This is a genomic window from Hydrogenophaga sp. LT287, assembly GCF_055702805.1.
This window is the reverse complement of record NZ_JBVPZC010000024.1, coordinates 34,558-58,451: the sequence shown is the minus strand read 5'-3', so window position 1 is coordinate 58,451 and position 23,894 is coordinate 34,558. Positions and strand designations below refer to the sequence as shown.

Below are 23,894 nucleotides of genomic sequence, written 5' to 3'. Positions count from 1 at the left end.
CGCAAACAGGTCGTGAGGCTGTACAGACAAGGCACCAAGATCATGCAGATCGTCACGATGACGGGGCTGAGCTACCCGACAGTGCGAACGGCTATCGATCTGTTTGACGCTGGCGGCTGGGGTGCGATACGTCCCGCTGTTCGTGGACGAGCCAGAGGCGATGGCCGGGTGCTCGGTCAGGCGCAGGAAGACACCATCCAGCGCCTGATCATCGACAAACGCCCCGAGCAGCTCAAGATGGATTTCAGCTTGTGGAGCCGGGCCGCAGTGGGTCAGCTCATCGAACAGGAATTTGGCATCAAGCTGCAAGTGCGCAGCATCGGCAAGTACCTCACCCGCTGGGGCTTCACACCGCAAAAGCCCATCAAGCGCGCTTACGAGCAAAGCCCTGCTGCCGTGCAGGCTTGGTTGGAGGGCGAGTACCCCGGCATTGAGCAGCGCGCCAGGGCCGAGGGGGCCGAGATTCACTGGGGCGACGAGACGGCCTTGGTCAACACCGATGTGCGCGGCAGGAGCTTCGCGCCAGCGGGCAAAACACCGGTGGCCATGGCCGTGGGCGGCACCCGTCAAAAGCTCTCCATGATTGCCACGGTGACCAACCAGGGCAAGACGCGGTGGATGATCATTGACGAGGCTTTCGATGCTGAGAAGCTCATCGAATTCCTACAAGCTTTGATCAAGGACGCGGGTAAAAAAGTCTTTCTGATTCTGGACAACCTGCGGGTCCACCACAGCAAGCTGGTGAAGGCTTGGGTGGCTGAGCGGCAGGACCAGATCGAGTTGTTCTACCTGCCCAGCTACAGCCCACAGCTCAACCCAGAGGAGCGGCTCAATGCGGACTTGAAGCAGGAGATGGGCAAGCGCGTGCCGGTGCGAACCAAGGCCAAGCTACGCGATGCGGCCAACGATCACATGGCGATGCTGGAGCAAAACCCCGAGCGCGTCATGAGCTACTTCCAGGACCGTCACGTTCGATATGCAGCTTAAGACTTCACAGGGCCGGATCAATAAGCTTGTGCCATGGGGTTTTGGTCCCAAGCGACCGCACCTAGGCATCTCCATCAGCGCCCAGTCCAGCCCCAAACAGCAACAGGCCATGAACCAACCGATCAAACACACCAGCCTACAAGCGACCGCCGGTGCCGTGGTGGCGTTAACGGCAGCCGCCTGGGGTATTCAAGGCCACCAAAGCGGCAACCCGCCGGCACGCGTGGGTCCATCGGGTGGCATGCGGGCGAAGCTTTCGCAAACGCCCCATGAAAACCAACCCACCGGCGGTGTGTCGAAACCCCGGCGCGCGTGGGTGAACACCACCGCACACCTGCCACGGCCACAAAGCCGCCGCCCCCTGGAATTTCAAACCGCCGCTTGACTGCCACACCCCTTGGAGACTTCGTCATGACCAGCATCACCCGTTTCAACCCGTTCAACGAACTGGCCCGCATGGACCCTTTTGGGGACGAGTTCTTTAAAGGCTTCGCTCTGCGGCCGGTGTACGGGTCTTCTGACACGGCGCCGCAAATGCGGCTGGACATGACCGAGGACGAGCAGGCCTACACGGTCAAGGCCGAGATTCCTGGCGTCAACAAGGAAGACATCAAGGTGTCGGTAGACGGCAATCTGGTGTCCATCAGCGCCGAGGTGAAGAAGGAAAAAGAGGAGAAAGAAGGCGAAAAAGTGATTCGCAGCGAGCGCTACTACGGCAGCGTGTCGCGCAGTTTCACGGTGTCGCACGACGTGGACGAAAACGCGGCCAGCGCCAAGTACACCGAAGGCGTGCTGGAGCTGACCCTACCCAAAAAACCCGGCGGCAGTGCCCGGCAGGTGAAAGTGTCTTGACCTAGCGGCCCGCAAGGGTTTTTTGAAACGAGGTACCCCATGTTGATGAGCACACAGCCCGAGGGCCACCTGCCCGCTTGCGCACCCGAAATTCAGGCACTGGGCCAAATGCCATCCAAAGCCGCGATGCTGGGCGAACTGCTCCAGATTGCGAGCCGCTACGGCAAGGTGGGCGAGATCACACCACTGGACAACCCGCGCCAAGGTCCGTCGGACACGCAAATTTTTCTGGTGAATTACGAAGACACGGCCGACGCCATTGTTGCGGCCCGAAAATTGAAATGCCATTTGTTCGGTTTTTCAACCTTGCTGGTATCTGTGCCGCATTGATTGATTAAAACTCCAGGCTACTCCAACACCTGGAAAGCATTCTTTATTTCAATGCATCGTTTTGATGCATTGAAATAAACACCCAACACCCAGGCATTGCACCTGAAGCCGCAACGATTGGCTGTGAAGCCCATAGTCTGCACACCCCAAAAACAAACACCCCTACGGCATCGCGCCGTCTGCTCAGCCCCTATGGGCGGCTGTGGCTACCGCATGGCCGAAGCATTGAAAAATGTCAATACACCCCATACCGAAGGGCATAACCAAACTGCGTCTGGATTGAGCGAACTCAATTGAAAAACCGGTCTTTTTTTAACACTGGTGAGCGGATGTTATTTGTAGCTCAGGCCATTTTTTTGGAGGTTGGTATGAAATTGAAACGCAAGCACCTCGGGGTGCTGGGTGCGGTGGCTGTGGCGGGGGTCGCGTATGCGGCAACCCAACTGCAAATCCAGCTCAAAGAGGAGCAAATCATCAGTGAAGGGGGCAGCGGCCACAAACCCAAGATCCAGCGCGCCGGCGCAGATGGCACCTTGGTCATGGCCTACGGCGATACTTTTGACGCTGCACCCACGGTCTACGACACCAAGGCTCAGGAAGAGCGCAAAGCGCGCGACATCTTTGTTCGCACCTGCAAGCCCACACCCGAAACGGACACGACCACCACCCCGCGCGTCACCTGCGACGCCGAGAGCGAGTGGTCTGCACCAGTCAACGTGTCCAGGTCGGCTGACAAGTCGAGCATCCAGACCGCGTGGCAGGCTGGTGGCACCACCCGCGCCGCGTTTTATGGCGACATCGACAAGCCCAACATCAAGACCAGCGGCCCGGTGATGGTGCTGACCTGGACCAGCAAGTACTGCCCCGACGGTGATTTGAGCGACGGCGTTGCCGCAGCAGACAACGCGCAGAACCCCAACCAGCGCGCCATCCGCTACCTGGACCGCGACAGCCGCATCATCCCCTTCTCTTGCACCTGGACGGCCGCCTCGGTAGACAACGGCAAGAACTGGAAGCCGCCTGTACAACTGAGCAATGGCCAGCGCGATGCCAAGCAAGACGCCAGCAGCGGCAGTTTCAACTCCGTCGCTAAGACGGGCAAGATCAACATTTCCTGGCAGGAAGACCCTGAGGGTCTGCAGCCTGGTGATGCCGACGGTCCTGGCGACGGCGCTTCGGGGGCCAATGTGACCGGCGGCACCGACGTCTGGTACGCGTATGCCGATGTGGACTTGTCTGTCCCAAGCACGCCCGCCAACGACTTCGTGCTGCAGTCGGCTCGTCGCCTGACCGACAACTGGGATGGCGGCTACGGGCTGTCCGGGCAGATTTCCCATGTGTTCGCAGCTGACGGCACCAACCTGGACGGCAAGACCGCTCTCGGCGAGGACGGCAGTCTGGTCAATCAGCGGGTCGAAAAAGGCAACGCCGGCGCATCCCGTCCCAACATCGCGATGGTGGGCTCCACCACCGTGCTGGCCTGGGAAGAGACCAAGGGCTCAGAAGGTTTTGCTTCGGGCAAGTTCGTGCGCTACCTGAACTTCCCTTACAACACCCCGCCCCTGCCAGGCGCGACGTTCAACGACGGCACCACACCACTGACGCCTGATGCTGGCGCGTATCAGGCAGGCTGCCTCATCAGCAACCCGCTGAAGAACGCCCGCCGCGTGCGCTTCCTGACGCAGGAAGGCAGCATCGCATCACCCGGTGGTGTCAACATTGCCGTCTTCTGGAAGGAAGGCATCGAAGACGCAGGTGGTCCGTCGGACATCGTGGTGCGCCGTGGCATGGGTGGTTTGGCACCTGCCAACATGCAGCCAGCAGTGGCCGTCAATTGCGCGACGTCGGTCTACACCGAAGCCATTGCCTTGAGCAATGCGCTGCCAGAGAACATCAGCAGCCGGGCGCCCTTCCTGAGCGCTACAGACAGTGGTCTGGGCGACGACACGGAGGTCAACAGCGCCGAAAATGCGCTGGCCCACCGCGGCGTGCTGCGGGGTGACGAGCTCTGGATTGGCTACAACTACACCAACGACCTGGTGAAGCTGTGGGCCCAACTGGACAACTACAACTTCTGGGTGCGCAAGTACACCTTTGACTCAGTGACCAGTACCGGAAGTTGGGCGCTGCCTTACAACATCACCAACATCACGGACAAGCGCATCAACGTGCGTGAGCCGCGCTTCTTTGGTACGCCACCGAGTCAGCCGGTGGGCTGCCCGACGGGGAATCCAGCCGACCCGACGACGCTGGACCCAACGCTGTGCCAGGCGAAAAACATGATCTTCGTGGCCTATGGCTCGCAGACCAATGTGTCGCCCTTCGACCCGAACGGCCCTGAAGACCTGGGCATCTACCTCACGGCAAGCCGGGACAGTGGCCTGAGTTTTGCGCCTTCCGTGGAATTCTCGAACGAGCGGGGCAGCCTGTTTGACGACGAAGACTATGCCTTCGAAGCGCAGCTGGTGGCCCGCCCAGACGGCAAGCGCGTTTACGGCACGTTCAACACCGAAAACGCGACCGGGTCGGCAGCAGCTTTCCGCAGCGCCGACATATTGGAGGTGGAAGTGGCTGACCCCGTGAACCCACCCGTCGCGACCAGCAGCGGCGGCGGTTGTACCGCAGCCGACGGCCAGCGTCCGGTTGACCCGATGCTGCCGCTGTTGGCCGCACTCGGCCTGCTGGGCTGGGGCCTGCGCCGCGCTCGCCGCCACTGAGCGCACCCCAAGGGCCGGGACCTCACGTCCCGGCCCTCCCAACCGACATCGCCGCGGGGCCTCAGGCCTTGAGCGGCGATTTTCTTTGGATCCATTGCGTCTACTCAATTGAGCAGCACCCCCCCTGTAGAAAACTTCATCTGGAGATCGATAGGGGTGGGAGTAATTTTTGGCGCGGCCTTTTCACGTGGGTGCAAGGGCTTGGATTTGACTTTTTTGGGAGATTTGAAATGACGAAACACACACAGCCCAGGGCTTTGCGGTCCGGCGGGATAGGCCTGGCGATCGCGATGCTTGTTGCACCGCTGATGGCTGGCGAAATCCAGCGCATCAACACCGAGGCCAACTTTGGCCCGCAGACGGGCACAGTCCGCACCATTTACGACCGCCCCTATGCGGATGTCGGCGCCGTGAGCTACGGCGAGATCGGATGGGATGCGGTCAAGGCTGTTGACCCCGGCATCATCGTTTACAACAACACGCCGGTTTATGGCAACCCTGCCCAGCAGATCATTGCGGACTGCGTCATGGCGCCACGCACCGAGGCGTTGACCATCGGCGGCGACAAGCAGTGCAACGACACTTTCCAGACGCACAAGCGCTACAAGATGAACGCGACCGGGTTCGGTCCGATCGATATGGTGTTCACCGTCAAAAACGAGGATGCCGCCTACCCGATTTATGACAAGAACGACGCGCTATTGGCCAATGATCAGGACACAGCCCGCAACGTCTACCGCATGATCGGCAAACTGAACAACCACACGGGCAAGCGCATGTCTGGCTTCAAGGTGGAACTGGGCCACAACGTTGGCGGTGCATTCGTTCCTGCAACCGACACCAGCAGCTTGCGCATTGCATTGCGTGAAGAGGGTGACGCCGAGGTGGACAACGACCTGACTGCAACAGGCATGGCTGAGTTTCCTGGTGGCCTCTTCTATGGCCCCGCTGACGACAAACACTACTGGGGGTTCTTCAGTAGCGAACGTGCTGGCTTCACGGTGGACCAAACTGCGCTCAAGACCGGTACGGTCACGTTTGGCAGCATGTTGCTGAACGGTGACTATGAAGGGCTGTTCGGCAAGTGGCTACCTATCAACTGGGTGCCCACCGGCGTCTTCTTTGACGACGACGGTAACCCGGCATCCGATGCGGTGGTGAAGGCTTGGAACGACGGCAGCAAGTGGATCAGCTATGTGATCGATGACGCCACGGGCGCTCGGACCGAAGAAACCCTGGACCAGGCCGCAGTGGATGCCTTGCTGGCGAATCCGGCGACTGTCTGGAGCGACGATGGCAATATCAGCACTACCACTGGCGGCACGCTGTATGGCACTTGGGATCCTGCCCAGGAGTTGTACGTGATGGCTGACAACAGCGGCACCAAGACCAACGACGAGATGGCCGTCTTGATTGCAGCTAGTCCCACCACGCTTGAGCGCCGCCCCGGCTACCTGGACGGGCCGATCGAAGACTTGGCGAACCTGAACCTCAATTACTTCATCGAAGTGGGTGACATCAGCGGTTTCCCAGGCTATGACAGTGGTACGCAAACGGGTGAGTTCACGCTGCGCATTACCCCACTGGAAGCAGAGGGAGATGCCGGTGTGACGCCGCCCTGGGTGCCAGAGGCTGTGGTTCCAGTTGACCCAGTAGATCCAGTGCCAGCCGTCACCGACGACGGCGGTGGCTGCTCCGCTGCCACCAGCCAGCGCCCGGTGGACCCGGTGCTGCCCCTGCTGGCCGCGCTTGGCCTGGTGGGCTGGGGTCTGCGCCGCGCTCGCCGCCACTGAGCCAGGGTGTGTTGCGCCAGGGCTGAAACGCTCCGGTGCTTGAACTGCAACCGCCTGAAAACGCCACCCCAACCGGGTGGCGTTTTTTTTCGACAGGGGTTTGTATGGCCCCGCAACAAGCAAAACAGCGCGGCTTGTTCGCCCGCGATGACCAGCCGCCAACGCACAGCAAAAACGCACTGCGAGCTTCTTTAAATAGACACCAAAACCCAGTGCAGGCCTTTCGCGCCAGCCATTGAGCCCAGTCAATCGGCAGCGGGCTGCGGTGCCCAAAATCAAACACAAGGGGCGCTTTTTCGAGCTGGGGAGTGGTGGCTCTGCAGGGCTTTTTTGAGCGACCTGAACTTTGTTGACAGTCCATTTACCCAAGGAGGGTTTTATGAAAAATCACACCAAGCAGCGCAGGCACAGCCTGCCGCTGCGCACTGCCAGCATGGCCGTTGCGGCCGCGCTGGCGCTCATCGCCAGCGGTTGCGGCGATTCCGATTCGCTGGACGCGCCGGTACCGTCCAGCCTGATCGAGGCCAACATTGACACGCTGGCCGCGCAAGTGGGTGGCGGCACGCAGGCGGTGGAGTTGTACAGCGACGGCACCATCGATTACACGCTCTACAGCATGGCCAACCGCTTTGCGGTGACCAAGATCGGCATGAGCAAGGACGCGGTGGCCGAGATCACGGTGCCGGGCTACATCCAGAACATCACCGTGGTCAAAGACTACGGCGATGCGGGTACGGACTACGCCCTGCTGTCCATGGGCGGCAAGGGCATTGCAGTGGTGGACATCACCAACCCGACGGCACCGGTCTTGGTACGGACCATGACGGTGAACTACGACACGCCGGAATTCACCTATTCGGATGGCGGCGGCACGGTCTTCACCGAGGAAGCCGCCACTGGCCACACGGGTGGCCCAGTGAACGATGTGCTGGTGTTTGACGATCAGACCACGCCCACCACGGACAACGCCACCGACGACCAGCTGTTCATTGCCAACACGGCCTTTGGCATCCAGAAAATCGCGCTGTCGGCACTGATCGAAGCCGGTGGCGACGGTGCGCTCACGCCCAGCAGCGGGGTCTGGACACTGAAGTACGCGGGCGAAAACCCTTGGGGTGGCCCGCTGAGCCTGAAGGAGCACAACGGCAAGCTGTACGCAGCGCTGGGGTTCCTGGGTGTCGCCATTTACAACCCGGCCGACCTGAGCGCGCTCAGCGCCTACAACCTGTACACCGACTGCGCCTACACCGGCGGTGGCGGACGGCAGGAAGACTGGTTCGGTTATCCGAAACGCAAAATTGGTTGCCCTGACGACAGCCTCGCAGCCGGCGTAGTCGCCGGTGGTGTGGACCCTGCCGAAGACGGTGTGGTTGACCCTGCAGACGGCATGCCAACGTATGTGCAGGCCGCCGAAGAGTTGGGCAACAAGAACGACCGCGTCTTCTACCCCTGGGCCGAGTTCGACCGCTACGGCAAGTACTACTACAACGCGCGATCGGTGGAGTTGGTGGATCTGCCCGACGGCGACGGCACCAAGACAATGGCCTACATCGCCTACTCACTGGGTGGCTTGGTTGCGGTGGATGTGACGAATGCGTCTGCGTCGACAAAACCGGTCTACGCCGGCTACGTGCCCGCAGCCCCGGCCCACGGCCCGGATGAGCCTCCGATCAATACCGACAAGAAAGGCATCCTGTCGCACTTCGGTTCCGGCATGCTCAAAGAAGCTGGCGTGATGGACGTGCGCGTGGTGCCTGACGCCGAGGGAAGTGGCAACTACAAGGCTTACTACACCGACCACTTTGCTGGCCTGGTGGTGGTGGGCGGTGCCCAAGACCCGAAAACCAACTGGAAAAACGCTGGTGGCACCGGCACGGATGGCAGCTGGAACAACAACACAGACGAACGCGTCTACTGGCCTGACTACGAATTCGTCACTTCTTACGACATGCACCCGGTGCCGGTCGGTGATGAATCGCTGCCAGCCTTTCTGGTGCCCAACGAAACCAGCGGCCAGTACGCTGCGCCGATGCTGCTCTCCACAGGGGAGATCAACGGCCACGGTGGTTCGCTGTTCCTGATGCCCACCATGAGTACCGCTGCGGCAGGTACGGTGGACGCCGTGCAGTCTTCCGGTGCCGGTGGTGTGAGCTTCGTGGACTTCACCGTGCTGGACCAAGCCTCGACCACGCCAGTGGCCCAACGCTTCGCTGTTCCCGTGAACCTGGTGAGCACCAACGAAATCGGCGCAGCTGAAGACGGCTCGGCCACGCAGCCGATCGCCATCGGCCACGGTGAAGGCGTCACGGTGTCGGGCAACCACCTGTACTTTGCAGACGGTCCACACGGCATGAGCGTCTGGCGCATTGCCGACGGTCTGACCCCGATTGACGACCTGCACCTGGTGGCCAACACGCTGCAAAGCGAGTACCCCACGCCGGGCAGCGACGTGTTGCCGACACCGCACGCCTTCAAGGTGGGCTTCGGCACCGACCCGACCAAGGCCTATGTGATGAGCCAGAGCCTGGGCGTGCGCCGGGTGGACGTGTCCAAGGTGCTGGATGGCACAGCAGCTGCGGGTGCACCAGCCCTGCTGAACGCCTTCGGCGGCATCTACGAACACGGCACGGATGCAGGCAAAACGGGTCCCGTTGAAGTGACGGGCCAAGACCATGCCTATGGCGTGGCCTTCTATGGCAAGTACGCGATCGTGGCCGACGGCGACAACGGCTTGACGGTGTACGACACAACGGCAGACCCAGCAGCGCTCGTGAACCATGTGGTGGGCAACATTGGTGATTCCGACAACGCAGGCAGCAAGGGCAAGCCGCCTCTGGGCCGCGCGGCTACGGTCAAGCTGTGGACGGACAGTGCCAACGGCAAGACCTATGCGGTGGTCGCATCAGGCGCTTACGGCATTTCGGTGGTGGACATGACGGCATTCCTGGCCAGTGGCTCGCAGGCGGACCTGACGGTGGACCTTGAAGACCCGACCCAGAGCAAGCTGCTCAAGACCTTTGAGCCGGTGAAGTCCGACGACGACAACGCGTTTGGTTCCGCCGACGGCAAGAGCGTGGACGTCCACATCGTCGGAGACATCGCTTACTTCAGCTACGACAGCTTTGGTTTGGTGGCCTACCGCATGGCAGACCTGATCCGTCCTGCCACCGAAGAGCGTCCTGTCATCAACCCGACGCCTGAGGTTTGCGCCACCCTCACCGACGTGACCAAGCTGAGCGCCAAGCAGGGTGGCGTGGGCGAATGCCGGCCCACCGCTGCGGGCTACCTCAAGCTGCAAAAGTATGTGGATGCCGAGGGCCTGACGCCGTATGCCGACGAAGGCGGTGGCGCGTTGTACATGACACCGCAGTTCTTCCCGGCCAACACGCCGTACATCAACGCTGCTGGGGTTCGCACCACCAGCCCCACACCGCGCCTCCTGTTCTATGTGGGTTACGGCGAATCCGGTGTGGTCAAGCTGGACTGGACCGATGTGGCCAAGCCATCCATCGTGGCCATCAAGGGTGTCGTGGGTGGTGCAGCGGCCACCGCGATTCACAACGGCCGCGTCTATGTGGCGGCAGGTGCTGGCGGCTTGAGCGTGCTGAAGTAAGCCCGCAGCCAGGGTCTGCAACTGCAGACGCCTGAGCACCCAACAAGGCGCCGTCTGGCAACAGGCGGCGCCTTTTTCATGACACGCTCACCGGCCTCACCCGCACGGGAAGCATGGGAAGATGGACACCCGGTACCCGCCGCCCTCACCACACCCGCACAACACACCGCCCGAGATGCGCCCCCCTTTCGCTGTTGAGTCCGGCCTGACAAGGCCGCAACCACCGCTGCGCGCCTGGCCGCCCGACGCCCACCTGGCGCTGGCGCTGCTGGCGGCCGTGCCGGTGTGGCTGGCGCTGGCGGTGTGGGCCGGGCCGCACATGCGGGTGCCGCTGGGTCTGTGGGGCTGGGCTTCGTTGGTGCTGGTGCAGCCGCTGCTGGAAGAGCTGGTGTTTCGCGGCATCTTGCAGGGGCAGGCGCTGGCCTGGCTGTCACGCCAGGGGCAGCCGCGGCGCTTAGGCCCGCTCACCTGGGCCAATGTGCTGGTGACGGTGGCTTTTGTGCTGCTGCATTTGCGTGCGCAGCCACTGGCCTGGGCGCTGGCGGTGGCGGTGCCTTCGCTGGTGCTGGGGCACTTGCGCGAACGCTTTGCCAGCGTGTGGCCGGCCGTGGGCGTGCACGCGGTTTACAACGCGGGCTTTGGCCTTACCGCCTGGCTGGTGGCAGCCGGTTGAAGCACCTCAGCGGCTCAGCACATCAAGGGCAACCCGGTGCCATGGCGTTGATCCAGTCGCGCACCAGGGCATTGCCTTCGGCGTGGAACACATGGCGGCCCAGCTCGGGCATGGCCACGCGCGGGGGTTCGCTGTTGAGCCGGTAGTTCGTCAAGCGGTGGTGCAGAAACGAGGCGTCGGCGTTGCCGGGGGTCACGTCAAAGCTGAACGGGCGGTTTTGCTGGCCACCCTCCGGGGGTTTGCAAATGCCCACGCGCAGCGGCTCGGTGACACCCACACCCAGCCACAAACCGGTGTTGCCCGAACGCCCGGCACTGTTGTGGCACGACGCACAGTTCACGTCCAGGTAGGCGCGGGTGCAGTCGTTCAGGCTGGCGCTGGGGTCGTTCCACACCGTCAGCTGGGGCGCGGGCGCGGTGTAGCCCGCCAGCATCTGCAAGGCGGCCAGGTGGTCCAGCTGGTTGAGGTTGCCGGCGGCAAAGGCGTAGCTTCGGTTCATGTTGTTGGCCTGCGGGCCAATGGGCTCAAACGTACCGGTGCTGATGTTGGTGGTGTGGCAGGTGACACACTGCGCATCGGTGGGCACGGCGTAGGTGAACGGGGTGCGCGCGCCTTGTGCGTCCACCAGGTCAATGGCGATGTTTTGCCCGCTGCGCACCAGGGTGGCGTCTTGCTGGTCGGCGTCCCACACGTAGGTCACGGCGCCCCAGCGGCCTGTGGGCTCGCGCACCATCAGGCGGGTCTCCAGCATGCGGTTGGCCGCCAGGTCGACGGTTTCACCGCCTTCGACCTGATCGACCTTCAGCGCACCGATGGCACCGGCGGCCTGGGCCGTGGCAACTGGGTAGAAAAAGCTCTTGGTGACAATGGCGCCCACCGGGAACTGCAGCGGCCCGCTGGCCGTGTAGTCCATCTGCGTACCGGCTGGCAGCCAAAGGGTGCGGAACTTGTGCGCGTAGTCGGAAAACAGCGGCGTGTTCAGGCCGTAAGGCAGCACTTTGGGTGACAGGCTCAGGGTTTGCCCGTCGCTCAGCAGGTGACGCCAGGCCGAGAGTTTGGCGGGGGCCGATGCGGCGGTGAACAGCGGCAAGTCGGTGGGTGCGGGCACCGCCGCCCCATCGCCAGGCAACGGCGCTGGCTCCAGCACCGTGGTTGCCGTGCCGCCGCCACCACAACCGGCCAACACCACACAAGCGGCCAACCACCAGCCGCCCGCCCGCCTGCCCGTGCGCGGAGCGCGGCCGGGTTTTTTCTGAAATCGCATAGGCACCTTTAAGCAGCGTCCATACCGCTGCGTTCTAAAAGTCAGTTTCTGCCAACCCCAGGGCGGCTGCATTGAGCGATCTCAAGCCACACAGAAAGTGGGCTACACCCCCATTCACCCGCCACAGGTTTCCTGCGCAGAAGAGGCAATGGCATCCCACTCGGCTTGTGTGAGCACCGTGGCTTCGTAGCTCACGCCCTGGTCGAGCAGGGTGGCGTTGAACGCGCGCAGGTGGTTGCGTGAACCGCACAGCAGGTTGTCGTACACCTGCACGATGTCGGGCTCGTCCAGCACCTCGGCCTTCTTGTCAGTAATGTCCTGAATGTCTTTTTCTTCAATCAGGCAACCCACCTTCAGCGCGTCGATCAGGCTCACCTGGCCCATGGCCACGAGCTTGTCGTAAAGCGCTTGCAGGTCGTCGTTTTCAAACACACCAGCGGGGTTGGTAGCGGCCGGGTCTTCCAGGCCGTGGGCCTCTATCAGCCGGCGAATGGCCTCGGTGTGTTCGGCCTCGCTCAGCGCAATCTGGCTGAACACGTTGGCGCCCCACACATTGAACAGGGCCACATACACATCGTGCGCCAGCTTTTCTTCTTCGCGCATGTACATGAGGCCGGCGATTTCCTCGGCCGACAGGTCTTCTGCGCTCGACACCGTGGTGCTGGCCGCTGGGGCATCCAGCGTGCTGGCCAGCTCTTCGTCGCCCCCGCCACAGGCCGTCAACACCACACCACCCAGGGTGGCACCCATCAAGCGTAAAAATTGCTTTCGTTGCATCGTTCGTCCTTCGTTGCGGCAAGACAGCGCCGCGCATGAAGGCAGAGTAAGGACGCCACGCCGGGTCTCAAGTGACAAAAATCAAACGCGGGGCCGGGGTTGTAAGCCCATGTCACGGCAAACGCGCCTCACGTACCTGCGCTTACGTTCTTTACAGAGCAGCCAACATAAGAAAACGGCATATTGAACCGGCCAGAACAGCGGCGGCAACCCACAGAAACCACCCGCACACTGCGCGGGGCACGCCGGTATCATTCACGCTCTTCGGGCGTACTTCACTGTCATTGCGCACCACCCAACCCCTCTGTTTTTTTGCGCACCGCCCCGCTTATTTCCATGTCAGCCAACGCCTCCGGCCTGAACCTCGCCCAGCTTGACGCCGTGAACCACCTGGGCGGGCCGTGTCTGGTGCTGGCTGGGGCCGGGTCGGGCAAAACGCGGGTGATCACGCACAAGATTGGCCGCCTCATTCAGGCGGGCCTGGCAGCCGACCGCATTGCCGCCATCACCTTCACCAACAAAGCCGCCAGCGAAATGCGCGAGCGCGCCAAACAGCTGGTGGGGCGCGAAGCCCGCAAGGTGCTCATTTGCACGTTTCATGCGCTGGGTGTGCGCCTGCTGCGCGAAGACGGTGCAGCGCTGGGGCTGAAAAAGCAGTTTTCCATTCTGGACACGGACGACATCACCAGCCTGCTGAAAGACTGCGGCGGCAGCACGGACACGGCCGCCGCACGCCAGTGGCAGTGGGCCATCAGCGCGTGGAAAAGCGCGGGCCTGAATTCGGCCCAGGCGCTGGCGCTGGCCAAAGACGACGACGAGCGCGTGACCGCCACCATCATGGCGCGCTACGAAGAGCGCCTGACCGCCTACCAGAGCGTGGACTTTGACGACCTGATCAGCCTGCCACTGAAGCTGCTGACCGAACACCTGGATGTGCGCGAGCGCTGGCAGAAAAAGATGGGCCATGTGCTGGTGGACGAATACCAGGACACCAACGCCACCCAATACGAGCTGCTGAAGCTGCTGGTGGGTGAACGCGCCCGCTTCACCGCCGTGGGCGACGACGACCAGAGCATTTACGGCTGGCGCGGCGCCACGCTGGACAACCTGAAGCGCCTGCCGCAAGACTTTCCCGAGCTGAAAGTCATCAAGCTGGAGCAAAACTACCGCTCCACCAGCGCCATTTTGCGGGCGGCCAACAACGTGATTGGGCCCAACCCCAAGCTGTTCCCGAAAACGCTGTGGAGCGACCTGGGCGAAGGCGAGCCGGTGCGCGTGGTGGACGCCGACAACGAAGAGCACGAGGCCGAGCGCGCGGTGGCGCGCATCCAGAGCCTGCAGGCCTCGTCGCCCCACAAAGAATGGCGCGACTTCGCCATCTTGTACCGCGCCAACCACATGGCGCGGCCGTTTGAGCAGTCGCTGCGGCGCGCACAAATTCCCTACAAGGTATCGGGCGGGCAAAGCTTTTTTGACAAAGCCGAAATACGCGACCTGTGCGGCTGGCTGCGCCTGATCACCAACAACAACGACGACCCGGCGTTTCTGCGCTCGGCCACCACGCCCAAGCGCGGCATTGGCCACACCACCTTGCAACAGCTGGGCAACTTTGCCACGCAGTACAAGCTCAGCCTGTTTGAAGCGCTGTTTTCCCATTCGCTGGGCGCCACCCTGCCCGCGCGCGCGGTGGCCACGCTGCACGAATTTGGCCGCGCCGTGAACGACCTGGAATACCGCGCCAAACACACCGTGGGGCATGAGGCCGGGCGTGCGTTTCTCACCGAGTGGCTCAAAGACATCGACTACGAAAAGCACCTGTACGAGAGCGAAGACAACGAAAAAGTGGCGGCCGCGCGCTGGACCAACGTGATGGACTTCTGCGACTGGGTGGCCGGGCGCTGCGGCGGCAAGGTAGAAGACGACGGCGGCGTGAAAACCGAAACCGAGCGCAAAACCCTGCTGGAAGTGGTGCAGACCATTGCGCTGCTTTCGACCCTGAGCGAGCGCGAGCAAGACGAAAACATGGTCACCCTTTCCACTCTGCACGCATCCAAAGGCCTTGAATGGCCCCATGTGATGCTGGTGGGCGTGAATGAAGGCTTGCTGCCCTTCAAGATGGAAGAAGAGCCCGGCCAGAGCGACGCCACCACCGAGAGCATGGCCCAGCGCCTGCAAGAAGAGCGGCGCCTGATGTACGTGGGGATCACCCGGGCCCAGCGCACCCTGGCCGTGAGCTGGCTCAAGCGCAGAAAGAAAGGCCGCGAAAGCATTCCGGGTCAGGCCAGCCGCTTCATTCAAGAAATGGGGCTGGACCAAAACACGGTGAAAGAAGACCCGCGCGAGAAACTGCGTGCGCTGCGGGCCGAGTTTGCCCAGCGCGCCACCGAAACAGCCGCCGCCAAGGCGGCCGAAACGCCATGAAACGCTTGAAGCTCGGTACCCCATGGAGCGCCCTGCTGTGCCTGCTGCTGGCGCCCAGCGCCTGGGGCCAGCAGCCCACCACCACGGCGCCGGCACTGGTCTGCACCGAAGCGTCTGCCATGACCCCAGCCCACCTGTACGGCACGTGGCAGCTCACGCTGTGGCGGCCCGAGGGCAGCGCATCTGCGCCCACGTCCACCGGCACGCTGCGGTTTGAGCGCCATCCCGAATACCCCGGCAGCGTCCGCGGCCACATTCAGCGCACCGCCGAGGGCGTCCCCGTTCAAGCCCTGGTCTCGGGCGATGTGATCGACGGCGAATTCAACCTGGACGAATCCGCCGACGGCATCGCCATAGACGCGGTGTGGGCGGGCGTGCCGCAGGACTGCGGCCAGACCATTCGCGGCACCCGCCGCCTGGCCGAGAGCCTGGGCCAAGCATCAGCGCCGCTACAGTTTTTGTTGCGCAAGAGCATTGGCTGGCAATGACATCAGCGCACTTGCTGCGCATTGATGTTTCGCAAATCAGCGTCTGACGTTGGCTATTTGAACCATAGTCAAAAACTATCCAGATCGTTCGCCACTTTGACAAGGGTCAAAAACCATTAGGGTCAACCCGCATACATTGACCCTGTCAGCGAAATGGATTTACGGGAAATACCCCGCCATCCCCTGCCTTGCTGACATGTCATTTCCCTACAGCGAGTCGATCATGAAAACCTCAAGAATATTCACCTGGACTCTGTGCGCATTGGCCGCCGCCACCTTCTTGTCGGCCGGCACGGCCATGGCCCAGAAGCGCGACGAACCCGTGCAGACCATCCCCGCGCCACGCAACATGGACCCAGCCATGGTGGAACTGGGCAAAAAACTGTTCTTTGATCCCCGCCTGTCAAAGTCTGGCTTCATCTCCTGCAACTCGTGCCACAACCTGAGCATGGGCGGTTCTGACAACCTCAAGACCTCCATCGGCCACAACTGGTCTCAGGGCCCCATCAATTCGCCCACCGTGCTCAACTCCAGCCTGAACCTGGCGCAGTTCTGGGATGGCCGCGCCGCCACCCTGAAAGACCAGGCCGGCGGCCCGATCGCCAACCCCGGCGAAATGGCCTTCACGCACGAGCTGGCCATTGACACCCTGAAGTCGATCCCCGGCTACGTGAACGAGTTCAAATCCGTCTTCAAAAGCGACAAGCTGAGCATCGACGAAGTGACCACCGCCATTGCCGCTTTTGAAGAAACGCTGGTCACGCCCAACTCGCGCTTCGACCGCTGGCTGGATGGCGACGAACGCGCCCTGAGCAAGGACGAACTGGCCGGCTACCAGCTGTTCAAAGAAAGTGGCTGTGTGGCCTGCCACAACGGTCCTAACCTGGGCGGTACCTCGTTCCAGAAAATGGGTCTGGTGCAACCCTACAAAACGGCCAGCACCGCCCAAGGCCGCCAGGAAGTGACCGGCAAAGACGCCGACCGCCTGAACTTCAAGGTGCCTACCTTACGCAACGTGGAACTGACCTACCCCTACTTCCACGACGGCGAAGCCCCCACCCTGACCGTGGCTGTCGACCTGATGGGCAAGCTGCAACTGGGCCGTGAGTACACGAAGGACGAAAACGCCAAGATCGTGGCGTTCCTGAAGACCTTGACCGGTCAGCAACCTCAGTTCGCCCTGCCCGTGTTGCCGCCTTCCACCGACAAAACCCCTGTGCCACGTCCGTTCAACTGAGCGTTCGTTCCAAACGCATCCCGTCCCAACGGGATGCCACCAACCGGCCACTCGGCCGGTTTTTTTATGGGCGATCGCAGCGATCGCCGCATCGATGGCGGCGGCCATTTGTAAAAGATGGTGAAAAACCTATTGCATGAGAATGGTTCTCATTTAATATTCACCATGCCAGGCACCTGAATTCGCCATTGCAGCCGCACACCCACAGGAAGCCAGCATCCCGCACGCCTTGCCGTGCTGTCCACCCACCGCCTGGAGACTGCCATGAACCCCGACACCAAACCCCACGATGAAGAATTTGTCATGCCCTGCGCCGAAGCCATGCTGGCCGGCACGCTGGCGCTCATGACCGGTCACGCACAGAGCGCCTGCGCCCGACAACGCATGCTCATGGCCAAAAAGATTCGCTCCAACCTGTATTTTCTGGGGCAGAACCCAGACCTCACACCCAACTTCCGCACCGTGGCGCAACGTATGCACCAGCACTGGGAAGCCCTGGCAGAACCAGCCGCAACCACCGTGCTGGCTCATGACAACCACCTGTTGCCAGAAACCCGGCTGTGGCACGCTGCGGCCTCGCAGGTGCATTGAGAAATGCCCAGCATGGTCCCACAGCCCAGTTCCCAGGCCGCAGTGCAATGCCTCGGCAACCGCCGCGATGAAACTGGCCAGTCACCCGGTAGACCCAAACCACACAACCCAGTGCCCGTGAGCGTGGCGCAAGAGCACGCTGTTCTGGTGCGCCACATGGGGCGCTTGCAATCGAGCGTGTCAGCCTTGCTGGCAGACAAAGAAGCCCGCCTGCAAGCCCTGAGCGGTGAGGTGTTGCGGCTTCGCGGGCAGCTGGTTGTGACCCGCACGGCAGTGCTCTGGGGCTTGGTGCCGCGCTCGTCGGCGGGCCAACCAACCGCTGCAAAGCGCAAAGCGCTTCGAGCCCAGGGTGCAACCACCCGCGCGGGCCCGGAATCCGTCCACCCGGTCGTCTGCCAAACCGGCTGCGTGGGGCACGCCCACCACTGGCTTTCCGCAGAAGGCACATGCCAACTCAGCGGCCAGGCATGCGAACGTCCATTCCTGGAAAAATCATCTGGGTGAGAGTGGACACTAGCGACTGGGGTGAAACCACAGAAAGCAAAAAGCCCGCTGCAACGAACGGGCTTCTGAAGGCGTTGGGCGCTTTTGGTGCCCATGGCGGGAATCGGACCCGCGACCTCTCCCTTACCAAGGGAGTGCTCTACCACTGAGCCACATGGGCAGCGATATGGAGCGGGATAAGAGACTCGAACTCTCGACCTATACCTTGGCAAGGTATCGCTCTACCAACTGAGCTAATCCCGCAAACCGGTTCTTTGACCGAGCCATCCAGGGTTGCACAAGTGCATTCACGGAGGTCTGTCAAAGAAAAGCCCAGCCTTTGGAGCTGGGCTTTCTGAATGTTTGGTGGCCTGGGACGGAATCGAACCATCGACACGCGGATTTTCAATCCGCTGCTCTACCAACTGAGCTACCGGGCCAAACAGAAGCGAGAGTATAGCACCTTTTAACGGGGTTTCTGGCGCAAATGCCGATCAGAGCGCGTTGCGCTTGCTGCGGGCCAGATCGACACCCAGCTGTTTGAGTTTTCGGTACAGGTGGGTGCGCTCCAACCCGGTCTTTTCGGCCACACGGGTCATGGAGCCAGACTCTTTGGCCAGGTGGAATTCAAAGTAGGCCTTTTCAAACTCGTCGCGGGCTTCGCGCAATGGGCCTTCCAGGTTGAACGACTGCAGGGACTGCGGCCCAATGTCCATGACCATCTCGGGCAAGGTGCCGCCGGTCATGGCCGATTCCACGGTGAGTTCAACGGCCGGGATGGAACCGTTTTTGGGCGGCGTCAAAACTGCGCCGGTTTTGAGCATGGTTTTATTCAGCCCCTGGTCAACCGCCTTCAGCAGTTTGGCCAGGGTGATGGGCTTTTCAAGGAACGCGGTGGCGCCGATGCGGGTAGCTTCTACAGCGGTGTCGATGGTGGCGTGGCCGCTCATCATGATCACGGGCATGGACAGCAAGCCGCTGCTGGCCCATTCCTTGAGCAAGCTCACGCCGTCGGTGTCGGGCATCCAGATGTCCAGCAACACCAAATCGGGGCGCAGCAAGGCACGCACGGCACGGGCCTGCGCGGCGTTTTCAGCAAGTTCGACGGTGTGGCCCTCGTCGTTCAGGATCTCGGAGAGCAAATCCCGAATGCCCAGTTCATCGTCTACGACCAAAATAGTTGCCATGGCGCGGTGTGCTTCCCTCTGTCGATGTTGTCAATTAACCACTGCGAATGATAACGACACTTGAGCACCCACCACTTTGCCGTCGACGACGCGGTTGGAAAGGTCAACCCGACCACCGTGTTCGTCCATGATTTTCTTGACCACCGCCAGCCCCAGACCCGTGCCTTTGACCTTGGTGGTGACGTAGGGCTCGAACGCCCGCTTGAGGATGTGTTCGGCAAAGCCGGGACCTTGGTCAACCACGGACAGGCGCACCCATTGGCCGGAGTCGGAGCGGCGGGTGCGCAGCAACACCTCGGCCCCCGGGTGCCCGACCACCGCGTCCTGGGCGTTTTGCACCAGGTTGTGCACCATCTGGCGCACCTGCTGGGCGTCGGCCATGGCGAGCGGGCAGTCGTCGGCCAACTCAAAGCGCACGGGCACGGTGGCACTGTCGTACAGCGACAGAATATCGCGCACCAGCGCGTTGAGATCGGTGGGGGCCAGCTGGGCGGCAGGCAGGCGCGCGTAGTCGCGGAACTCGTTGACGAGTCGCTTCATGGCGTCCACCTGGTCCACAATGGTTTTGACCGATTTGGTGAGGATGGCTTGCTCGGACGGCTGCACTTTGCCGTCGAGCTTCATGGCCAGGCGCTCGGCCGAGAGCTGGATGGGTGTGAGCGGGTTCTTGATTTCGTGGGCCAGGCGGCGCGCCACCTCGCCCCAGGCTTGGGCGCGCTGTGCCGACACCATTTCAGACACGTCGTCGAACACCAGCAGGCGGTCGTTGTTGGGGAGCAAGGCGCCCCTGGCAATGAGGGTGATGCCTTCGTCAAACGGGGTGGTGCCGTTGGCATTGAGCTCGAACGACTGTTGCCAGTAGCCGCCCTCGTGGGGGGTGTCGTCTGACAAAAACCGATCAAACTGCTGCAACACGCCGGCCGCGAAGGGCTCAAGCCCGGGCACCTCGGCAAATGGTTTGCCCAGGTGCAGCCCCAGCGGGGTGCGCAATATGCGCGCGGCTCCGGGGTTCACGCTGAGCACCCGGGCGTGCTCGTCCAGCACCACCACGCCAGCGGTGAGGTTGTCCAGAATGGTCTGCAAGCTGTCGCGCGCGGCATCCACCTGGGCCATGCTGTGCTGCACGGCGTTGCGGGCATCGGCCAGGTCTTGCGTCATGTGGGCAAAGGTGCGGGTGAGGCCTGCGAGTTCGTCGCGCGCGGCAAGCGCGGTCTTGGGTGCCAGGTTGCCGGCGGCCACTTCGCGCATGCCTTCAGCCAGCACCAGGAGCGGGCGCACCAGCTGGTTGCCCAGCAGCACAGCCAGCAGCACAGCCCCAAACACCGCCAGAAACAGCGCCAGCGTGAGCGTGCCGATGTACATGCGGCGCAGGCCCTCCCGGGCCAGGGCCCGTTCCTGGTACTCGCGGTTGGCCACCTGCACGGCCAGGGCGTCGGCCACCAGCGCAGCAGGCAGCGGTGCAATGACCTGCAAGTAGCGCGGCTCGGCGTTGAAACCAAAGGCCGGCGCGTTCACCAGCGCCAGCACCTTGATGCTGGCCTGCCCGGCGGCCTGAGCGGCTTCCAGCGCACCATCGCTGCCCTCTTCGAGTCCTTCAATTTGCGCCACCACGCGGGCCGCGCGCACGTTACGCAGTTGTGCCGGGCCCGGACTGCTGGGTGAAATTTCAAAGCGCGAGGTGCCCGCGCTCGCAAGTGCCTGTCCGGCTGCATTCCAGAGCACCACGTCGGTGGCAGACAGCTGCTCGCGCAAACGCTCCAGCGCCAGCACGGCAGAAGCGTCGGGCACACGCGCCAGGCCTTCTGCGGCCATGCGGGTCTTGCTGCTCAGGTCGGCGCTCAGGGTGTCCAGCGTGGTGCGGCCCAGGCTCAGGCCGGCACTCAGCGCCGACTCGACCCGCACGTCGAACCAGCTCTCAATGGAGCGCGACACGAACTGGTAAGACACGGTGTAGATCAACAGGCCGGGCAGAATGCCCACCAGCCCGATGATGCCGGCCAGCTTGATCAGCAGGCGGCTGCCAAACTTGCCCTTTTTGAAGCGCACCGCCAACCGCACCGCCAGCCACAAAATGATGCCCACCAGCACGGCCGCCACCGCCACATTGATGCCCACCAGCCAGGCGAAGTTTTGCTCGTAAAAAACCCGGTTGCGGGTGGCCAGGGTCAGCAGGAACAGCAACACCATGCCCAGCCCGGTCATGAACACCAGACCCACCACCACCGCCCAGCGCACGGCAGCGGTTTTCTTGCGAGATGAGGGGGTTTCGACGGGGCTCAAGGGCGCGAAGGTCGGGTTCGGGTCGGTCAACGCCGGCAAGCGTCAGCGCCCGGGTTCTGCGGCCACCGACTCGACCAACGCATCGTCAGGACGAATATCGGGGGCGCTGTCGGGCTGGGGCTCAGGTTCGGCCTGCGTGGGTACCCGCAGCACTTTTTGCACGGCAATGTCCCATTCAGGCTGGTTGCTCATGCCAATCTGGAACGGGCGGGGGAGCAAGGACAGGTCAAGCCGAAAGCGCCATTCCACACGGTGTTTGTCGTCGGCTTGCAGGCGGTTGGCGTCGGACACCTTCCAGCGCGACACCCGGCCAATGCCCGCCAGGGCCTCGGCGAGGCTGTCAAAATTTTGGTGCAACGCGTATTGCAGACCGGCCCCGGCGACACCACTCACATCGTTGGACAGGCTCAGCCGCCAGCGGCGCGTCAGGGGCTGGTAGGCCAGGCGCAAGGTGCGCAGCGCGGTGGACACCCGTTTGTCCGACCAATACCAGCGCTGGCGGTACACATCGGCCTGCCAGGCGAAATACAGCGGCACCCCTTTCATCAGGGCGTCTTCCACGGCGGCACCCGGTTCCAGCTTGAGCCGGGCCGACAGGTACACCGCTTCGTGGGAGCGCTGCACGCTCATTTGCAAAATTTCAGGCTCGTAGGCTTGGGCCGGCGTGAGGGCGAGCCAGGCCAAGCCAACCGCAGCCAAGACGGCGCGCAACCCGCGCAACAAGCGGCTCACGCGCGCGCCAAACGGCGGCCGATCAAGGCTGGGCCTTGTCGATGCGTGCGTAAAAGAAGCCGTCGTATCCACCTGGTGGATTGTCGTTGAACTCCCCCGCCGGGGCGGCCAAACCGGGCAGCAAATGGCCCACAGAGGGCCGATGAACCGCGTCAGTGTGGCGCTCAAGGAACGCTGCGACCTGATCGGCGCCTTCGGCACGGAACACCGAGCAGGTGCAATACACCAGGCGACCGCCCGGTTTCACCAAGGGCCAGAGCGCTTCCAGCAGGGCCCGCTGGATGGCCACCAACTGGTCTACGTCCGACGCGCGGCGCAACCAGCGCACGTCGGGGTGGCGCCGCACAATGCCCGAGGCGGTGCAGGGTGCGTCGAGCAAGATGGCGTCAAACGCCCGGCCGTCCCACCAGTCGGCGGGGCGGGCGGCGTCGGCGCAACGCACCTCGGCCCGCAGGCCCAGGCGCTGCAAGTTGTCGTGGATGCGTTCGCAGCGGCGGGCGTCCACGTCCAGCGCCAGCAGATCCAGATCGGCCCATTCCAGCACATGCGCGGTTTTGCCGCCCGGGGCTGCGCAGGCGTCCAGCACGCGGTCTGTGAGCGCCCACTCTCGTCCTTGTAGCAAGAGCGAAGCGGCCATTTGCGCTGCGGCGTCTTGCACCGAAGCGTGACCCAGCGCAAATGCAGGGAGGCGTTCCACCGGCTGGGGGGCATCCAGCACCAGGCCATCGGTGCCCACCGGGGTGGATGCAACGCCCAAGGCCTGCAGTGCCTGCAGGTAGCTGGCGCGGGTGGTTTTGCGGCGGTTGACGCGCAGGGCCATGGGCCCGGGCTGGTTGTTGGCCTCCAGAATGGCGGCCCAATGCTCGGGGTGGTCGCGCTGCAAGCGCTCAATCCACCAGGTCGGGTGGTTCCAGCGCGCCACGGGCAAGCTGGCCACAGCGCTCATCAGCGCTTCGCGCTCGCGCAAGAAGCGGCGCAGGCAAGCGTTGACAAACGCCGCCTGGCGCTGGGTGCTGTGGTCTTGCCGCGCAGCGTCCACCGCCTGGTTGACCACGGTGTGGGGTTCGTAGTGCGGCCCGGCGGGTCGTGCGCCAGATGCGCTGGCTGCTGCGGCGCCCTGGGTCGCGTCCACCCCATCCAGCAGCAGGGCCACAGCGCTGCACAGCAGCGCCATCACCGCAGGGTCGGGCTTGCGCTGCACCAGCTGGCCCACCACCGCGCGGGCGGTACCCAATTGGCGCAACACATGAAAGGTGAGCGCCTGCACACCCGGGCGCAGCTCGGCGCTGACCAAGGGCATCACTTCACTGAGCGAACGACCCTGCTCCACCGCCAGCACACAGCGTGCGGTGTGGCGCAGCTGGGCTGCCAGACTGGGCGCGAGCCGTGGCGCTGTGGGTGAGTCAGGACGTGGCCTGTACTGGGTAGAAGCTTGGGGGCGGGCTGAAGCGGTCACGGGCAATTCCATG

General features: G+C 62.9%; 18 protein-coding genes and 3 tRNA genes. 12 read left to right on the top strand and 9 right to left on the bottom strand.

The annotated features are described in order from the left end of the window. From AC0GNR_RS15350 to mrtJ, 8 genes are all read left to right on the top strand, one after another. Positions 1-987: IS630 family transposase (locus AC0GNR_RS15350; RefSeq protein WP_472901375.1), on the top strand; the 987-nt coding region annotated here is incomplete at its 5' end. Positions 988-1,096: 109 nt separating this feature from the next. After that, positions 1,097-1,372, top strand: a complete 276-nt coding sequence (locus AC0GNR_RS15345; RefSeq protein ID WP_472901772.1) for a hypothetical protein — start codon at positions 1,097-1,099, stop codon at positions 1,370-1,372. Positions 1,373-1,398: 26 nt separating this feature from the next. Beyond that, positions 1,399-1,839 (top strand): Hsp20/alpha crystallin family protein, encoded by a 441-nt coding sequence (locus AC0GNR_RS15340; protein ID WP_472901771.1) that lies wholly within the window; start codon positions 1,399-1,401, stop codon positions 1,837-1,839. Between the two features lie 39 nt (positions 1,840-1,878). Continuing rightward, complete coding sequence (locus AC0GNR_RS15335) at positions 1,879-2,169, top strand: RNA-binding protein (protein ID WP_472901770.1); 291 nt, start codon at positions 1,879-1,881, stop codon at positions 2,167-2,169. A 368-nt stretch (positions 2,170-2,537) separates the two neighbouring features. Further along, positions 2,538-4,886 carry a choice-of-anchor O protein gene (locus AC0GNR_RS15330; RefSeq protein WP_472901769.1) on the top strand — a complete coding sequence of 783 codons (2,349 nt, stop codon included), beginning with the start codon at positions 2,538-2,540 and terminating at the stop codon, positions 4,884-4,886. Positions 4,887-5,116: 230 nt separating this feature from the next. After that, positions 5,117-6,679 carry a choice-of-anchor F family protein gene (locus tag AC0GNR_RS15325; protein WP_472901768.1) on the top strand — a complete coding sequence of 521 codons (1,563 nt, stop codon included), beginning with the start codon at positions 5,117-5,119 and terminating at the stop codon, positions 6,677-6,679. Positions 6,680-7,058: 379 nt separating this feature from the next. Next, the gene (locus tag AC0GNR_RS15320; protein ID WP_472901767.1) at positions 7,059-10,292 is read left to right on the top strand and encodes an LVIVD repeat-containing protein; all 3,234 of its coding nucleotides are present in this window, start codon (positions 7,059-7,061) and stop codon (positions 10,290-10,292) included. 175 nt (positions 10,293-10,467) lie between these two features. Next, positions 10,468-10,965, top strand: a complete 498-nt coding sequence (mrtJ, locus tag AC0GNR_RS15315; RefSeq protein ID WP_472901766.1) for a JDVT-CTERM system glutamic-type intramembrane protease MrtJ — start codon at positions 10,468-10,470, stop codon at positions 10,963-10,965. Between the two features lie 22 nt (positions 10,966-10,987). Here the strand turns inward: mrtJ and AC0GNR_RS15310 are convergent, their stop codons facing one another. Both AC0GNR_RS15310 and AC0GNR_RS15305 read right to left on the bottom strand, forming a co-directional pair. Continuing rightward, a complete protein-coding gene (locus AC0GNR_RS15310) occupies positions 10,988-12,229 on the bottom strand; it encodes an SO2930 family diheme c-type cytochrome (protein WP_472901765.1) in 1,242 nt (413 codons plus the stop codon). 114 nt (positions 12,230-12,343) lie between these two features. After that, complete coding sequence (locus tag AC0GNR_RS15305; protein ID WP_472901764.1) at positions 12,344-13,006, bottom strand: DUF2202 domain-containing protein; 663 nt, start codon at positions 13,004-13,006, stop codon at positions 12,344-12,346. Positions 13,007-13,342: 336 nt separating this feature from the next. Here AC0GNR_RS15305 and AC0GNR_RS15300 point away from each other — a divergent pair, with 336 nt between their 5' ends. The 4 genes from AC0GNR_RS15300 (at position 13,343) to AC0GNR_RS15285 (ending at position 17,743) form a co-directional block, all read left to right on the top strand. Further along, positions 13,343-15,427: an ATP-dependent helicase gene (locus AC0GNR_RS15300; protein WP_472901763.1), complete on the top strand. Its 2,085-nt coding sequence runs from the start codon at positions 13,343-13,345 to the stop codon at positions 15,425-15,427. Next, positions 15,424-15,915 carry a hypothetical protein gene (locus AC0GNR_RS15295; protein ID WP_472901762.1) on the top strand — a complete coding sequence of 164 codons (492 nt, stop codon included), beginning with the start codon at positions 15,424-15,426 and terminating at the stop codon, positions 15,913-15,915. Before AC0GNR_RS15300 ends, AC0GNR_RS15295 begins: the two co-directional genes overlap by 4 nt. A gap of 298 nt (positions 15,916-16,213) precedes the next feature. Next, positions 16,214-17,152: a cytochrome-c peroxidase gene (locus AC0GNR_RS15290; RefSeq protein WP_472901775.1), complete on the top strand. Its 939-nt coding sequence runs from the start codon at positions 16,214-16,216 to the stop codon at positions 17,150-17,152. Between the two features lie 264 nt (positions 17,153-17,416). Next, positions 17,417-17,743 carry a hypothetical protein gene (locus AC0GNR_RS15285; RefSeq protein ID WP_472901761.1) on the top strand — a complete coding sequence of 109 codons (327 nt, stop codon included), beginning with the start codon at positions 17,417-17,419 and terminating at the stop codon, positions 17,741-17,743. 589 nt (positions 17,744-18,332) lie between these two features. Here AC0GNR_RS15285 and AC0GNR_RS15280 read toward each other — a convergent pair. The 7 genes from AC0GNR_RS15280 to rsmB form a co-directional block, all read right to left on the bottom strand. Then, positions 18,333-18,407: transfer RNA gene (locus AC0GNR_RS15280), tRNA-Thr, on the bottom strand. A gap of 7 nt (positions 18,408-18,414) precedes the next feature. After that, positions 18,415-18,490: transfer RNA gene (locus tag AC0GNR_RS15275), tRNA-Gly, on the bottom strand. 100 nt (positions 18,491-18,590) lie between these two features. Continuing rightward, a tRNA-Phe gene (locus tag AC0GNR_RS15270) sits at positions 18,591-18,666 on the bottom strand. 54 nt (positions 18,667-18,720) lie between these two features. Next, complete coding sequence (locus tag AC0GNR_RS15265) at positions 18,721-19,413, bottom strand: response regulator (RefSeq protein WP_472901760.1); 693 nt, start codon at positions 19,411-19,413, stop codon at positions 18,721-18,723. Positions 19,414-19,443: 30 nt separating this feature from the next. After that, a complete protein-coding gene (locus AC0GNR_RS15260) occupies positions 19,444-21,693 on the bottom strand; it encodes a sensor histidine kinase (protein WP_472901759.1) in 2,250 nt (749 codons plus the stop codon). A gap of 42 nt (positions 21,694-21,735) precedes the next feature. Then, the gene (locus AC0GNR_RS15255; protein WP_472901758.1) at positions 21,736-22,425 is read right to left on the bottom strand and encodes a DUF4390 domain-containing protein; all 690 of its coding nucleotides are present in this window, start codon (positions 22,423-22,425) and stop codon (positions 21,736-21,738) included. Between the two features lie 22 nt (positions 22,426-22,447). Next, on the bottom strand, positions 22,448-23,893 hold the full coding sequence (rsmB, locus tag AC0GNR_RS15250; protein ID WP_472901757.1) for a 16S rRNA (cytosine(967)-C(5))-methyltransferase RsmB: 1,446 nt from the start codon (positions 23,891-23,893) through the stop codon (positions 22,448-22,450). Position 23,894 lies beyond the last annotated feature (1 nt).